The organism is Janthinobacterium kochi (assembly GCF_051380715.1).
Taxonomy (GTDB): domain Bacteria; phylum Pseudomonadota; class Gammaproteobacteria; order Burkholderiales; family Burkholderiaceae_D; genus Janthinobacterium.
The window spans coordinates 1-16,382 of the sequence record NZ_JBNYXO010000003.1 but is presented as its reverse complement, the minus strand read 5'-3'; the positions used below and the strand labels follow the sequence as shown (position 1 = coordinate 16,382).

Sequence of the window (16,382 nt, the reverse complement as noted above, 5' to 3'; positions counted from 1 at the left end):
CTAAAGCGCTTTGGTTGTGCGAAGTTATGCGCACCGATCCCACACCTATAAAAACACTGGAGACGCAATGAACAAACATTTCTTGAAAACTTTGCCTGCCGCCGTGGCGTTGGCCTTGAGCGCTTCGGCTGCCCAGGCTGCCCTGCCGATCGACTTCGGCGGCTACATCCGCTCGGGCTTCGGCACCAGCAGCGAAGGCGGCAAGGAAGCCTGTTTCGGCCTGGCCGGCGCCTCGTCCAAGTATCGTCTGGGCAATGAGTGCGAAACCTACGGCGAGCTGAAATTCGGCGGCGAAGCCTTCAAGGCAGCCAACGGCACCACCTTCCGCATCAATACCCTGGTGGCATTCTCCGTCAACCAGAACCAGGACTGGGAGCAATCGGACCCGTCGTGGCGCGAAATGAACGTCGTCGCCGACAAGATCGGCACGGGCGCCTTCGCCGAAGCGCGCGCCTGGGTCGGCAAGCGCTACTACGACCGCCAGGACGTGCACATCACCGATTACTACTTCTGGAATAACAGCGGCCCTGGCGCCGGCCTGGAAAACATCGACCTGGGCGCCGCCAAGCTGGCCTACGCCGTCGTGCGCACGGCCGATGACGGCGACAGCAAGCGCATGGGGCTGTCTCACGACCTGCGCTTTTCCGGCATCAAGGTCAACCCGGATGGCGAACTGACGCTGGGCGTGCAATTCAACCAGAAACGCAACGCGCAAGGCGCGGCCCCCATCGCCAGCGGCCACTTGCTGACCATCATGCATACGCAGGGCAACCTTCTGGGCGGCTTCAACAAGGTGGCATTGCAGTACGGCAAAGGCAGCGCCGCCAACACGGGCGGCTTCAGCCTGGGCGCTGGCAAGGATGACAAGGTCGTGCGCCTGACGGAACAGATCATGATCCAGCCGAAAGGCGCCTGGTCGGGCATGGGCACCTTCGTCTACGAAGACAAGGAAACGGCCGGCGTGAGCAGCAAGTGGACGTCGATCGGCGCGCGTCCCGTCTACCACTTCACGGACAACTACAGCCTGGCCGTGGAACTGGGGCACGACATCGTCAAGCCGGAAGGCGGCGAGAGTCGCAACCTGACCAAGCTGACCTTCGCGCCGCAACTGTCGGCTGGCAACAGCTTCTGGTCGCGCCCCGTGCTGCGCGCCTTCTACACCTATGCCAAATGGAATAAGGCAGCCCAGTCGGCCGCCGCCGCGGAATCGGCGCTGTCGTCGACGGGCGTGTTCGGTGGCAAGACCAATGGCAGCTCGGTCGGTTTCCAAGTGGAATCCTGGTGGTAAGCGCGGGACTCTAGAACTTTGGCAAGCGTCCCTGGACACTTGCCTCAGGCAGCAACACCGCCCGCTTTTTCAGGGGCAAGGAATATCCGGACCCACCATTTCGCCGCTGCACGCGATGGCCGGCAGCTTCACTGTAGTGATTCAGCAGTATCCTCTTTTAGCGCGGGCGCCCCTGGGTTTGCCCGCGTATTTTTTTGGGCGCTGCCGACGCTGGTCATGCCCCTGATCATTCCGGCATTTATCAGATAAACTACCCTGCATCGCTCCCGATCCACCCCAGACGCAGCATCCATGAACCTCAAAAATCTCGCCAAAACGCTAGGAATATCCGAAACCACCGTCAGCCGCGCCTTGAATGGCTATCCGGAAGTGAGTGAACGCACGCGCGAGCGGGTGCTGGCCGCCGCGCAGGCCGCCGGCTACCGTCCCAATCCCATGGCGCGCAGCCTGGCCGTGGGACGCACGAATATCGTCGGCATCATCTACCCGCTGATGCCGAACGACCTGGCCGATCCCATGTTCATCGACATCGTCGGCGGCATGTCGGAAGCGCTGGAAGCGCAGCAGATGGACATGATGATCGCGCCCGCCTCGGCCACCAATGAATTCCACACCTATCAACGCATGGTCAAGGGCCGCCGCATCGATGGCCTGATCGTCGGACGCACGAAACCGTACGACGAGCGCATCGCCTACCTGGCGCAGCAAGGCATGCCGTTTGTCGCGCATGGCCGCACGCAGCTGAACCAGCCGCACGCCTGGTTCGACTACGACAACGAGGCGGGCATGCGTTTGGCCGTCGAGCGCCTGGCGCAGCTGGGCCACCAGCGCATCGGCCTGATCAGCGCCACGCCCGACCTGAACTTCGTGCGCCAGCGCGTCGAGAGTTTCCAGCACGCCATGCAGGCGGGCGGCCTGGCCGTCGATCCGGACAACCTGGTCGACAATGCGCACGACCGCCGCGCCGGCTACCAGGCGATGCAGCGCCTGCTGGCCCGCTCGCCCCGCCCCACCGCCGTCATCGTCGACAATCACATGTCGGGCGTGGGCGCCGTGCGCGCCCTGCTCGACGCGGGCATCGCCATCGGCAGCGAAATGTCGCTGATCGTCTGGGGCGTGATGGAAGATTCCCTGGCCGGCCACAACGTTACCACCGTCGTCCAGCCCGACCCGCGTGGCGCCGGCGCAAAGATGATCCACATGCTGCTGGCCCTGATGGATGGCACGCCCGTCACCGACTTGCAGGAACTGTGGCCGTGCGAACTGTTGCCGGGCGAGTCGGCGGGACCCGTGCCGAACTAGCCCATCCCGCATTCCCGGCACCGCCGGCCGCCTGGCCAGCGGTGCCGCCTCGTTGTCCTGAATTACCCTCATAAAAAAATCGTATGTCTGGCGCGTGTATCGCTTTACTTTTCAAAGCGCTTTGAACTATACTCATTTCATACCCAAAGCGCTTTGAATTTTAAAATAAGACGTTCGTCTACCAACCAGCAGCGCTGCCCTGATAGCCAAGGCTACAGGCAACTTTTAAGAAATCATTCATGCCGACCATCCAGAACAATCTCGCCCACCTGCCCGCCGACTGGTGGCGCAGCGCCGTCATCTACCAGGTCTATCCACGCAGCTTCCTCGACAGCAATGGCGACGGCATCGGCGACTTGCCCGGCATTACCTCGAAACTTGATTACATCGCCGCCCTGGGCGCCGACATCGTCTGGATCTCGCCCTTCTTCACGTCGCCGATGAAAGACTTCGGCTACGACGTGGCTGACTTCTGCGACGTTGACCCCATGTTTGGCAGCCTGGTCGATTTCGACCGCCTGGTGGCGCGCGCCCATGAACTGGGCTTGAAAGTGATGATCGACCAGGTGCTGTCGCATTCGTCCGACGTCCACCCGTGGTTCGTGGAAAGCCGCTCCAGCCGCGACAATGCCAAGGCCGACTGGTATGTATGGGCCGACCAGAAACCAGACGGCACGGCGCCGAATAACTGGCTGTCCGTGTTCGGCGGTTCCGCCTGGCAATGGGAGCCGCGACGCGGCCAGTACTACCTGCACGATTTCCTCGCCAGCCAGCCCGACCTGAATTTCCATAACCCGCAAGTGCAGCAGGCGCAGCTGGACAACCTGCGTTTCTGGCTGGAACGCGGTGTCGATGGCTTCCGCTTCGATTCCTGCAACTTCCCGTATCACGACCAGTTGCTGCGCGACAATCCGCCTGCCGCCCAGCGCGATGCGAGCAGCGTGTCGGCCATCAACCCGTATGGCATGCAAGCACACGTGTACGACAAGACACAGCCGGAAAACATTGCCTACCTGCAGCGCGTGCGCGCCATACTCGATGAATATCAGGCCATTTCCATCGGTGAAGTGGGCGACGACAATGCGCTGGCCACCATGGCCGCCTACACGGGCGCAGACAAGCTGCACATGGCTTACAGTTTCAACTTGCTGACGGCGGAGTTTTCGGCCGCGCACATCCGCACGCAGGTGGAAGAATTCGAAGCACAAGTGGCCGACGGCTGGGCTTCCTGGTCCGTGGGCAACCACGACAGCGTGCGCGTCATGACGCGCTGGGGCGGCGAAAACCCGTCGCCATCGCTGGCCAAGGTGGTGCTGGCCGTGCAAGCGGCGCTGAAAGGCACGCCGTGCCTGTACCAGGGCGACGAGCTGGCCCTGACGGAAGCGGACATTCCTTTCGAAGCATTGCAAGACCCATATGGCATCCCGTTCTGGCCCCAGTTCAAGGGCCGCGACGGCTGCCGCACGCCGATGCCGTGGGTGGCCGATGCGCCGCAAGGCGGCTTCAGTTCGGCAAAACCCTGGTTGCCCGTGCCGCCCGAGCATCTGGCACGCGCCGTTGACGTGGAAGAGCGCGATAGCGCCTCGCCCTTGACCTTTGCGCAGAACATCCTCGCCTGGCGCCGCACCTTGCCGCAATTGCTGCGCGGCGATATCGTTTTCTTCGATGCGCCCGAACCCGTGCTGGCCCTGCGCCGCGACTTGCCGGGCCAACCATCCGTACTGGCCGCCTTCAACCTGGGCACGCAAGCGGTCACATTCGCCTGGCCAGACGCGGCGCCAGCGGCCGACCTGGCCGGTCATGGCTTGCCAGGCAATAAAGATGGCCAGCAGCTCAGCCTGCCCCCGCATGGCGGCTGGTTCGGCACACTGGCGTAAATCGCAGGCTTTGGCGGCCATGCCGCCAATTACAATAACGAGCCCCGCGCATCAGCGGGGCCAAATTGAGAGAACGAGGACGACATGGCTGGACTGAAATTAACAGGCCTGAAGAAGGCATATGGTGACGTGCAAACCCTGCACGGCATCGACCTGGAGATCGCCGATGGCGAATTCATGGTCTTCGTGGGTCCGTCCGGTTGCGGCAAATCGACCTTGCTGCGCAGCATCTGCGGCCTGGAAGAAATCAGCGGCGGCGATTTATTCATCGGCAAGACGCGCATGAACGACGTGCCGCCCGCCAAGCGCGGCATCGCCATGGTGTTCCAGAGCTACGCCCTGTACCCGCACATGAGCGTGGCGCAAAACATGGCGTTCGGTCTCAAACTGGCTGGACAGAGCCGCGTACAGATTGCCGACGCCGTACAGCGCGCCGCGCAAATCCTGCGCATCGAACCGTTGCTGGAACGCAAACCGAAAGACTTGTCGGGCGGCCAGCGCCAGCGCGTGGCCATCGGCCGCGCCATCGTGCGCAAGCCCGACGTCTTCCTGTTCGACGAACCGCTGTCCAATCTCGACGCATCCCTGCGCGTGCAGATGCGCATCGAACTGGCGAATCTGCACCGCGAATTGCGCTCGACCATGATTTACGTCACGCATGACCAGGTCGAAGCGATGACCCTGGCAGATCGCATCGTCGTGCTCAACGCAGGCCGCATCGAACAGGTGGGTGCGCCCCTGGAGCTGTACCACCACCCCGCCAACCTGTTCGTGGCCGGCTTCCTCGGTTCGCCCCGCATGAATTTCCTCAAAGGAAAGATCCACAGCTATGCCGACGGCGTGGCCACCATCGCCACGAATGCGGGCGGCATGCTGCAGGCTGTGCTGACGCAGCCGCTGGCCAGCGGCACCCCCGTCACCGTCGGCGCGCGCCCCGAACACGTGCAGGCGTGCGCGCCCGGCGCCACTGCTGCCATCACGGCCACCGTGCAGGCAGTGGAAAAACTGGGCGACATCAGCTATCTGTATGTACACGTGCCGGGCGGCGAGGACCCGCTGGTGGTGCGCGCCGATGCGGATACGGACTGGGCCATTGGCCAGTCCGTGGCGCTGCAGGTGGCGCCCGCCCGCGTCCACGTGTTCGACGAACACGGCCAGACCCGTACCTGAACCCCGGCTTTAAGGGGCCAGGCGCTACAGGCGCCGCCTGGCCCGGTTGCATCGTTTCAGCCTTGATACTCAACATAAACTTAGCATAAAAAAAGATACTGGAGATTGACATGTCCTTCACACACCCGAAACGCAGCTTCATCAAAACCACCCTGATCGCCGCCGCCCTGGCCGGCATCGGCAACCTGGCCGCCGTCAGCATGGCGCACGCGGCCGAAGCAGGCACCCTTTTGATCTGGATCAATGGCGACAAAGGCTACAAGGGCCTGGCCAAGGTCGGCGAGGAATTCACCAAGAAGACGGGCATCAAGGTTGTCGTCGAGCACCCGGAAGATGCACCAAATAAATTCCAGCAGGCAGCGGCCGCCGGCAAGGGCCCGGACATCTGGATCTGGCCGCATGACCGCATCGGCACCTGGATCGATGCGGGCTTGCTGCAACCATTGACGCCAAGCAAGGAAGCACGCGCCGCCATCCTGCCGCTGGCCTGGAATGCCTTCACGGTGGGCGGCAAGACCTGGGGCTACCCGATCTCCATCGAAGCCGTCGCCCTCGTCTACAACAAGGACCTGGTGCCGAATCCGCCAAAAACTTTCGAGGAAATCGCCGCGCTGGACAAAAAATTGTCCGCTCAGGGTAAAAAAGCCATCCTGTGGGATTACACGAATACCTATTTCACCTGGCCATTGCTGGGCGCGGGCGGCGGCTTCCCGTTTGAAGTCAAGGCCGATGGCCGCTACGATGCGGCGAAAACCGGCGTGAACAATGCCGGCTCGCAAGCGGGTGTGAATGCGCTGATGACCCTGATCAACAGCGGCGCCATGCCGAAGGGTGCCGGCTACGCGGAAATGGAAGCGGGCTTCAACCAGGGCAAGATCGCCATGATGATCAACGGCCCATGGTCGTGGGACAATGCGCGCAAGTCGAAGATCAACTTCGGCGTGGCAACGATCCCTACCGTGGCTGGCAAGACGGCCACCCCATTCGTGGGCGTACTGGGTGCGATGATTTCCAAGGCTAGCCCGAACAAGGACCTGGCGACGGAATTCCTGGAAAACCAGATGCTGCAACTCAACGGCCTGAAAACCATCAACGCCGACGTCCCGCTGGGCACGCCAGCTAACAAAGTGCTGTTCGCGGAATTGAAAGCCAATCCGAACATCCAGGCGACGATGGAATCCGCCCAAGCGGGCCGCCCAATGCCGAACAACCCGGAAATGGGCCGCTTCTGGTCGTCCATGCAATCGGCGCTGGAAAACATCACGCAAGGCCGCCAGAGCACCAAGGATGGCCTGGATGCGGCGGCGAAGCGGATTACGACGGCGAATTAGACCCAGTATCCATCACCCCAGGCAAAAATCTGGGGTCAGACCCGGCGGGTCTGACCCCTGTATTCTGCTGCATCCATCTTCACAGGTATCCATCGTGCGCAAGTTTATCGGCCCTACGGTATTGACCATCAGCATGGCGCTGGGTCTGTATCTGCTCTTCATGTTGTACATTTCCGGCCAGACCATGCTGGCCGCCGTTTTCCTCGGCTTGCTGACCCTGACGACGTTTGTCTTCACGTCGCCGCGCGCCTATGCCTACCGTTATCTGTTTCCCGGCATCACGGCTGTCATCGTCTTCGTGCTGCTGCCGATGGTGTACACGGTGTCGATCGGCTTTACCAATTTCAGCTCGCGCAACCTGCTCACCTACGAGCGGGCCACGCAATATTTGCTGGACGAGACGCAGCGCGTGGAAAGCACCGGCTATGCCATGACCGTGCATGCCGACAACAAGGAATACCGCCTGCGCCTGGAAAGCCCGGATACGGGCGAAGTGCTCTTGACGCAGCCGCTGGCCCTCAAGCGCGCCGTACCGCTGAAGGTGGAAGTGGCGCCGCCCGACCCCGTGCAGGCGCCCGTTCTGGCCGCGCCGCTGCCTATCAAGGACATCATCGCCCTGCAAAAGGATTTGAAACAGCTCACCCTGGTCATGCCGAACAAGATCGAGCTGCGCATGGTGGGCTTGCGCGAATTCGGCCCCGTCGCGCATGTCTACAAGCAACTCCCCGACAAGACGTTGAAGAAGATCGCCACGGGCGAGCTCGTGACACCGAATTTCAAGACGGGCTTTTATGAAATGCCGGACGGCACGAAACTGGAGCCGGGCTTCAAGGTCAACGTGGGCTTCGCCAACTTCGTGAAGATTTTCTCCGATGAAGCGTTCCGCGGCCCTTTCCTGCGCATTTTCGTCTGGACCATCGTTTTCGCCCTGATCAGCGTGGCCACGACAACGGGCCTGGGCATGGTGCTGGCCGTGCTCTTGAACTGGGATGCGCTGCGCTTCCGCGGCCTGTACCGCACCCTGCTGTTCCTGCCGTACGCCGTGCCGGGCTTCATTTCCATCCTGGTCTTCAAGGGCTTGTTCAATAACAACTTTGGCGAAATCAACCTCGTGCTCGACGCCCTGTTCGGCATCAAGCCCGCCTGGTTCTCGGACACCACCCTGGCCAAGGCCATGATCCTGATCGTCAACACCTGGCTCGGTTATCCCTACATGATGGTGGTGTGCATGGGCTTGATCAAGGCGATTCCGTCGGACCTGTATGAAGCTTCGGCCCTGGCTGGCGCGGGACCGCTGACGAATTTCTTCAAGATCACCCTGCCCCTGATCATCAAGCCGCTAACGCCACTGATGGTGGCCAGCCTGGGTTTCAATTTCAATAATTTCGTACTGATCAGCTTGCTGACTGGCGGGCGTCCCGATTTCCTCGACACCACCTTACCGGCCGGCACGACGGACTTGCTCGTGTCCTACACCTACCGCATCGCGTTCGAGGATTCGGGCCAGAACTTTGGCCTGGCCGCCGCCATCTCGACCCTGATCTTCTTCCTCGTGGCCGCGATTTCGCTGGTCAACATGCGCCTGACGCGCATGAACAAAGCATAAAGGACAGCATATGGCTATCGTTGTCGACCGTTCCAACCGCTGGCGCATCCTGGCGGCCCATGTCGCCGTGATCGCGCTGATCGCGCTGGTGATGTTTCCCTTCCTGATGATACTCTCGATCTCCCTGCGACCCGGCAACTTCGCCTCGGGCAGTTTGATACCGCCCGAGATCAGCTTCGAGCACTGGCGATTGGCGCTGGGCATGTCTTACCAGGCGCCCAACGGCACGCTGGTCGAGCCGGACTTCCCCGTGCTGCTGTGGCTATGGAACTCCATCAAGGTGGCCAGCATGAGCGCCACCGTCACCGTGCTGCTGTCGACCACCTGCGCGTATGCGTTTGCGCGCATGCAGTTCCGCTTCAAGTCGCAGACCCTGTCCGCGCTGATGCTGCTGCAGATGTTCCCCGCCGTGCTGGCCCTGGTGGCCATCTACGCCATCTTCGATGTGCTGGGCAGCTACGTGCCGTGGCTGGGTATCGACCACCACGGCAGCCTGGTGCTCGCTTACACGGGCGGCATCGCCCTGCATATATGGACCATCAAGGGCTATTATCAAACCATTCCCATCGAGATCGAGGAAGCGGCCAAGGTCGATGGCGCCACGCAATGGCAGGCGTTCGTCTACGTGCTGCTGCCGATGACGGTGCCCATCCTGATGGTGGTGTTCCTGCTGTCGTTCATCGGCGCCATCATTGAATACCCGATCGCTTCCGTGCTGCTGCATGAACAGAACAACCTGACCCTGGCCGTCGGCTCGAAACTGTTCCTGTACGAGCAAAAATACCTGTGGGGCGATTTCGCCGCGGCAGCCATTTTGTCTGGTCTGCCCATCACGGCCGTGTTCCTGCTGGCGCAAAAATGGATGATCTCCGGCCTGACGGCTGGTGGCGTGAAGGGCTGACCATGCGCATCCCCCTGACTACGCTGGCCGCCCTGCTCTTGTGCGCTTCGGCGCAGGCAGGAAGCTTCGCAGAAAACCCCATCGTCTACTTTGCCGTGACAGACCGTTTCGCCAACGGCAATCCCGGCAACGACCACAGTTACGGCCGCGCCGCCGACCCGCAAGGTGGCGATGTCGGCACGTTTCACGGCGGCGACATCGCCGGCATCACGCAGCAACTGAAGGCCGGCTATTTTCAAGATCTGGGTGTCAACGCCCTGTGGATCACGGCGCCGTATGAGCAGATACACGGCTGGGTGGTGGGCGGCAAGCAGCAATTCCAGCACTACGCCTACCACGGCTATTGGGCGCTCGACTACACCACCATGGATGCGAACATGGGCACGCGCGACGAGCTGCGCGAGATGGTCAACACGGCCCACGCGCAAGGCATCCGCGTGCTGTTCGACGTGGTGCTGAACCATCCCGGCTACGCGGACTTGCGCACCCTGGCGCAATACAAGGTGCCGGTGCTGTGGCCGGGCCATGAAAAGGCCGTGCTGCGCGATTATCACGGCTTCATCGACTACAACAACTTCGCATTCGCGCAGTGGTGGGGCCCGGACTGGGTACGCGCCGGCTTGCCCGGCTATCCCGACGGCGGCAAGGACGACTACACGATGCAGCTGGCCTACCTGCCCGACTTCCGCACGGAGAGCGGCAAGGCCGTGGGCTTGCCACCTATCCTGCAGCGCAAGGCCGACACACGCGCCGTGGCCCTGCCCGACACCACCGTGCGCGGCTATCTGGTCCACTGGCTGGCCGACTGGGTGCGCGAATTCGGCGTCGACGGTTTTCGCGCCGACACCGTCAAGCACGTAGAACCCGCTAGCTGGCTGGCCCTGCGCGCGGCGGCCACCGATGCCCTCAAGGATTGGAAGGCGCGCCATCCTCAGCAAAAGATCGACGATGCGCCGTTCTGGATGACGGGCGAAGCGTGGGGCCATGGCCCCGAGCGCAGCAGCTGGCATGACGCCGGCTTCGACTCGATGATCAATTTCGACTTTCAACATCGCGCCGGGGCCGACTGGAAAAGCATCGACGGCGTGTACCGCCAGTACGCGGGCTTGCTGGGCAAGCGCATTGGCAATGCGCCCCGCTACGACATCCTGTCGTATATCTCCTCGCACGACACCAGCCTGTTCCCGCGCGATCAATTGAAACATGGCTTGTCGGCCCTGCTGCTGGCGCCGGGCGGCGTGCAGCTGTTCTATGGCGATGAAAGCGCGCGCCTGCCTGGCGCGGCGCCCGCCGGCGACGAACAGCAGGCCACCCGCTCCGACATGAACTGGACATCCATGGACTCTGCAACCCTGGCGCATGCGCGCAAGCTGGGCCAGTTCCGTTTGCGCCACCCTGCCCTGGCGCGCGGCGAGCACAGATTCATCCATGAACAGCCGTATGCATTCGCCCGCGTGATGCAGGACGACGCCATCATCGCCGTGCCGGAGGCACAGGGGATTATCACGTTGAAGATACACGGCGTTTTCGCTGATGGCACCAAGCTGCGCGACGCCTACACCAATCGAACCTATATCGTAAAAGACAGCGCCGTCGCGGTGAACGCGGCCGGCACCGTCCTGCTGGAGAAAGCTGCACCATGAGTACCTATGACATTCTAGTGGTCGGCGGCGCCGGCATCGACACCATCGTCCGCGTCCCTTCCCTGCAATTGCCCGTCGCCGATTCCATGCACGTGCCGCCCATCCACGATTACGTGGCGCACACGGGCAATGGCGTGGCGCTGGGTTGCCATGCGCTGGGCTTGCGCTGCAAGTTCATCGACTTCATCGGCGACGATGCGCAAGGTGCGGCCATCCTGCAGCGCTATAAAGATGCCAGGCTCGATTTTTCACACATCGTCGAACCCTCGGGCACGCGGCGCAGCGTCAACCTGGTCGACCCGCAAGGGCGCAGACTGTCGCTGTACGACGGGCGTCACCCGGAAGACGTGCGCATGCCGGCCGCCTTTTACCTGCCCTACCTGGGCCCGGCGCGCCACGCGCACTTTTCCATCATGGGCTGGGTGGCGGCGCTGTTTGACGATGCGCAAGCGTGCGGCACCACGGTGTCGACCGATTTGCACGACTGGGATGGCGTCAACCCGCACCACCAGGTCTTTGCCCTGCGCGCCGACCTGGTGTTCCTCAGCACGGCCGCACTGGGCGAACGCACGCAGGCCGTCATGCGCGCGATTGTGGCGGAAGGCCGCGCGCAGCTTGTCGTGGCCATGGCGGGCGCGGACGGCGCGTATGTGCTGGAACGGGGCGGCGACCACGTCCTCCATTTCGCCTGCGCGCAGCTTGACTTGCCCGTGGTGGACACGAATGGCGCCGGCGACTCCTTCGTCGCCGCCTTCCTGCAGGCATGGCTGGATGGCGCGGGGATCGACGCCGCCATGCGCCGCGGCGCCATCGCCGGCGCGTTTGCCTGTGCCCAGCATGGCACGCATGAGCGGTTTATCGGGCTGGCAGAGCTGCATGACTTATATCAAGACGGCACTAGCTTATGACTTAATATTCTATCAAGCGTAACAGCCAGCCAACGGGCGCATGGCACAATGGCTGCGAATTTCAAACGCTTCACCATCGCAGACCATTCGAACCGGAGACCACATGAGAATCGAAACCCTGGCCGTGCACGCCGGCTACACCCCCGACCCGACCACCAAGGCCGCCGCCGTCCCCATCTACCAGACGGTGGCCTACGCCTTCGACAATGCCCAGCATGGCGCCGACCTGTTCGATCTGAAAGTGGCCGGCAATATCTACACGCGCATCATGAACCCCACGCAGGACGTGCTGGAAAAGCGCGTCGCGGCGCTGGAAGGCGGCGTGGCCGCGCTGGCCGTGGCGTCGGGCATGGCGGCCATCACCTACGCGATCCAGACCATCACCGAAGCGGGCGACAATTTCATCTCCGCCAGCCAACTGTATGGCGGCACCTACAACCTGTTTGCCCACACCCTGCCGCAAATCGGCATCGAAGTGCGCTTCGCCGATGCGCGCCAGCCCGAGACCTTCGCAGCGCTGATCGACGCGCGCACCAAGGCCATCTTCTGCGAATCGATCGGCAACCCGCTGGGCAATGTGACGGACGTGGCGAAACTGGCCGAAATCGCGCATGCGCACGGCATCCCGCTGATCGTCGATAACACGGTGCCTAGCCCCTATCTGTTCCGCCCCATCGAGCACGGCGCCGACATCGTCGTCCATTCGCTGACCAAATACCTGGGCGGCCACGGCACCACCGTGGGCGGTGCCATCGTCGACAGCGGTAAATTTCCATGGGCCGAACACAAGGAGCGCTTCAAACGCCTGAACGAACCGGACGTGTCGTATCACGGCGTCGTCTACACGGAAGCGTTCGGCCCCGCCGCCTTCATCGGCCGCGCGCGCGTCGTCCCGCTGCGCAATATGGGTGCAGCCATCTCTCCCTTGAGCGCCTTCCAGCTGATCCAGGGCATCGAGACCCTGGCCTTGCGCATGGACCGCATCTGCGACAACACGCTGGCCCTGGCCAAACACTTGAAACAGCACCCGAAAGTCGCATGGGTCAATTACGCGGGCCTGGAAGACCACCCGGACCACGCGCTGGTGAAAAAATACATGAACGGCCGCGCCTCGGGCATTTTATCCTTCGGCCTGAAACTGGCCGCCGGCGAGGATCCGCGCGCAGCCGGCGCCCGCGTGCTCGACGCCCTGCAACTGTTCACGCGCCTGGTCAATATCGGCGACGCCAAGTCGCTGGCCACCCACCCGGCGTCCACCACGCACCGCCAGCTCAATCCGGCGGAACTGGCCAAGGCGGGGGTGTCCGAAGACATGCTGCGCCTGTCCGTGGGCATCGAGCATATCGACGACTTGCGCGAAGACCTGGAACAGGCCTTGAACGCGGCCTGAATCAAACTGAAATCAGACTGAAAGCCTGTCCCGGCACATGCATGCATACCCTGCCGGGACAGGCGCGGCGTTTTCCAGAACCCAGTACGACACCTTTGCTGCAAGGTACCGCTAGTTGCTGAGCGCTATGCACACGCCGGCATAGCATGCTGCTATCGTGTCCGGTAGTGCCGCATGGGCGGCAGTGTCAGCGCGAGCCAATGCTCGCGTTCGGCCTTGACACTGGCAATATGTCCAGACATGGCATCTCTCCTTCATACAATATCCCGTTAGACCACGTTCGTGGCAAAAATACCCGTTAAGCGAAATGTGCCGCCCTGATTTTTTCGTTCCTGGGATGTACCGAAATGTCTGCTGGCCCGGCAAGTCAAGCAAGGAATCCATCAAAACAGAGAAATATTGCTTAAATACATATTTTTTTCGTTGTTTATTAGCAACATTATACAAACCGCATTCATCCCATAGTTGTATAGTTAACTTCGCCTTATGGAGAAGACTATCTACAGTAAATCCATGAGCTTGTTGCCAAAAACGATGCAACAATAATTTCAGCAGCGGATCGTTAACTGATATCGGTGGCTTGAATTTTGTTGTTTATTAAAAACAATTTATTATTTAATATGTCTCGGGAAATATGATTTTTCAAGAAAAAAAGAGCGTTCATGCGGTCAAAATCGCACTGAGCGTCATGGCCGGAAGCATTCTCATCGCTAGTCAAGTGCAAGCGCAGCAAGCCGACGTCGCCAACGAAAAAATACAGCGCGTCATCGTCACTGGTTCCAATATTTCGCGCGTCGATATGGAAGGCCCGACTCCAATCGAGGTCATCAAGCGCGCCGACATTGCCAAGTCCGGCGCCTCCACCGTGATCGAATTATTAAGCAAACTGCCATCGATTTCCGTCGCCCTCGACGGCAACGATAGCGCCAGCTTCGCCAAGGGTGCCTCGTCGGCCGCGTTGCGCGGTCTCGACTCCAAGTACACGCTGATTCTGTTGAACGGCCGCCGCCTGGCCAACTACGGCTTCGCGAACGGCGCGGAGAATTCCTTCGTCGACTTGAACAGCCTGCCTTTGTCGGCCATCGAGTCGGTGGAAGTCCTGCGCGATGGCGCTTCGGCCATTTATGGCTCCGACGCCGTCGCTGGCGTGATCAACTTCAAGACCCGCACCAACTACCAGGGTGTAGAGGGCACCGCCAACATCGGCGCCAACCAGCAGGGCGACGGCCAGACCGGCAACGTCAGCCTGACCTCCGGTTGGGGCGATTTGGAGAAGGATGGGCGCAACCTGCTGTTGACGCTGGACTTGTACCGCCGCAATCCGCTGGTGTCGGACAAGCATTCGAACCTGGCGGAGCACGATTTCCGCAAGTTCGGCGGCTCCGATAACCGTAAGACCACCGAGTACATGGGCTGGATCCGCAATCAGAGCAGTGGCGACAAGGGTTATGTCATCCCCGGCTGCCAAGGTACGGTAGGTGTCTCCAGCACCGGAGACAATGTCTGCTTCACCAATCCGGCTTCGAACCTGACGCCGAGGCAGGAGCGCGCCGGTATTTCGTCCATTTTCACTCAGCGCCTCAACAGCAGCGACGAATTGTTCCTGGAGGCCGCTTACACCCAGAACTCGTCGACAATTATCGGGAACTCCCCCGCCTTTAGCAGCGCCAACTACAGGACGGCCGGCTCGACCAACCCCGGTCTGGCGACGCTGCCAGACGGCAGCGACGGCAGCGTGAACGGCTTCCTGCCTGGCGATCTGGTGCAGGTTTTCCGCAGCGTCTACGAGGCCGGCAACCGGACCTCCAAGATCACCAGCAAAACCACACGTCTGGTCGGCGGCTGGCGCGGTACGCTGGGCAAATGGGATAGCGAAGGCGCAATCAGCCTGAACCAGAACAAGTTGAGCGACGACGCCGACAAGCAAACGCTGCTGGACAAGTCGACGCTAGCCTTGCAAGCCGGCTTGCTGGGCAAAGCGGGTGGCTACGATCCCTTTGTCTTGAATAATCCGGAAAGCGCCTACTTGCCTTTCCTGACAACAACTTCGCACCGCTCGACCTCCAAGCTTGGCAGCGCCGAATGGAAGATGAGCACGCCTGAATTGTTCACGCTGGGCGGCGAATCAGTTGGCTTCGCCTGGGGCGCACAGGGCAGCCACGAGTCGATCGACGACGTCGCCGATCCACAGATGACAGCGGGCAACATCGTCAACTTTGGCGCAACCAGCAGCAAGGCCAGCCGCACGGTGTATTCCATATACGGCGAGTTGAACGTGCCGATCGCCAAGCAAGTCGAAATGCAATTGGCGCTGCGCGGCGACCATTACAGCGACTTCGGCAATTCCTACAACCCGAAAGTGGCGCTCGCATGGCGTCCGAACCAGCAAGTAATGTTGCGCGGTTCGGCCACGACTTCGTTCAAGGCGCCGACCTTGCCGGAGGTCGCCTCGACCACCACAGCCTACACCACCGTGGCCGACTGGGCCCGTTGCAAGCCCTTGGGTTACACGGGCGTGCAATGCTCCTACAGTCCCAAGGTTTACCTGTCCGGCAATCCCGATCTGAAGGCGGAAAAAGCGAAGAACTTCTCGCTGGGTATCGTCTTGCAACCGATCAAGGACCTGTCGGCATCGCTGGATTGGTATAGCGTGCGTCAAACTGACACGATCCAGTCTCTGGATGCGCAATATGCGCTCGATCATGAAGACACGATTCCCGGCTTTGCCGCGCTGATCGGCCGCGACCCGCGCAATCCCGTGCTGGAAGCGAATAATCCCGGTTTGAACAAAGGCCGTATCAAGGACATGACACTGCCTTACCAAAACGTTGGCAAAACGAATGTCGAAGTGAGGTACCCTGACTTTTTCGGACACTCTAGTTTGGTAAACTTCACCGACTGGAGAACTTATGACACGCTCAACAACATACACACCGGAGCTTCGGGAAGAAGCGGTAAAACTGGTC

At 61.3% G+C, this 16,382-nt stretch carries 11 protein-coding genes; all 11 read left to right on the top strand.

Annotated elements, in window-relative coordinates:
- Positions 1-67 precede the first annotated feature (67 nt).
- Positions 68-1,288 (top strand): maltoporin, encoded by a 1,221-nt coding sequence (locus tag ACQ4WL_RS07720; RefSeq protein WP_436509130.1) that lies wholly within the window; start codon positions 68-70, stop codon positions 1,286-1,288.
- 291 nt (positions 1,289-1,579) lie between these two features.
- On the top strand, positions 1,580-2,590 hold the full coding sequence (locus ACQ4WL_RS07715; protein WP_436509129.1) for a substrate-binding domain-containing protein: 1,011 nt from the start codon (positions 1,580-1,582) through the stop codon (positions 2,588-2,590).
- Between the two features lie 239 nt (positions 2,591-2,829).
- Entirely contained in the window at positions 2,830-4,467 is a 1,638-nt protein-coding gene (locus tag ACQ4WL_RS07710) for an alpha-amylase family glycosyl hydrolase (protein ID WP_436509128.1), read from the top strand.
- Positions 4,468-4,551: 84 nt separating this feature from the next.
- Positions 4,552-5,637 (top strand): ABC transporter ATP-binding protein, encoded by a 1,086-nt coding sequence (locus ACQ4WL_RS07705; protein WP_436509127.1) that lies wholly within the window; start codon positions 4,552-4,554, stop codon positions 5,635-5,637.
- A 110-nt stretch (positions 5,638-5,747) separates the two neighbouring features.
- A complete protein-coding gene (gene malE, locus ACQ4WL_RS07700) occupies positions 5,748-6,968 on the top strand; it encodes a maltose/maltodextrin ABC transporter substrate-binding protein MalE (protein ID WP_436509125.1) in 1,221 nt (406 codons plus the stop codon).
- A 94-nt stretch (positions 6,969-7,062) separates the two neighbouring features.
- Entirely contained in the window at positions 7,063-8,574 is a 1,512-nt protein-coding gene (malF, locus tag ACQ4WL_RS07695) for a maltose ABC transporter permease MalF (protein WP_436509123.1), read from the top strand.
- A 10-nt stretch (positions 8,575-8,584) separates the two neighbouring features.
- Positions 8,585-9,475: a maltose ABC transporter permease MalG gene (malG, locus tag ACQ4WL_RS07690; RefSeq protein WP_077402472.1), complete on the top strand. Its 891-nt coding sequence runs from the start codon at positions 8,585-8,587 to the stop codon at positions 9,473-9,475.
- Complete coding sequence (locus tag ACQ4WL_RS07685; protein ID WP_436509121.1) at positions 9,433-11,118, top strand: alpha-amylase family glycosyl hydrolase; 1,686 nt, start codon at positions 9,433-9,435, stop codon at positions 11,116-11,118. Before malG ends, ACQ4WL_RS07685 begins: the two co-directional genes overlap by 43 nt.
- Entirely contained in the window at positions 11,115-12,026 is a 912-nt protein-coding gene (locus tag ACQ4WL_RS07680) for a carbohydrate kinase family protein (RefSeq protein ID WP_436509119.1), read from the top strand. The genes ACQ4WL_RS07685 and ACQ4WL_RS07680 overlap by 4 nt, the downstream gene beginning before the upstream one ends.
- 103 nt (positions 12,027-12,129) lie before the next feature.
- Positions 12,130-13,416: an O-acetylhomoserine aminocarboxypropyltransferase/cysteine synthase family protein gene (locus ACQ4WL_RS07675; protein ID WP_436509118.1), complete on the top strand. Its 1,287-nt coding sequence runs from the start codon at positions 12,130-12,132 to the stop codon at positions 13,414-13,416.
- A 634-nt stretch (positions 13,417-14,050) separates the two neighbouring features.
- Positions 14,051-16,382, top strand: a 2,332-nt coding sequence (locus ACQ4WL_RS07670) for a TonB-dependent receptor plug domain-containing protein (protein ID WP_436509117.1), incomplete at its 3' end; no start/stop codon positions are given.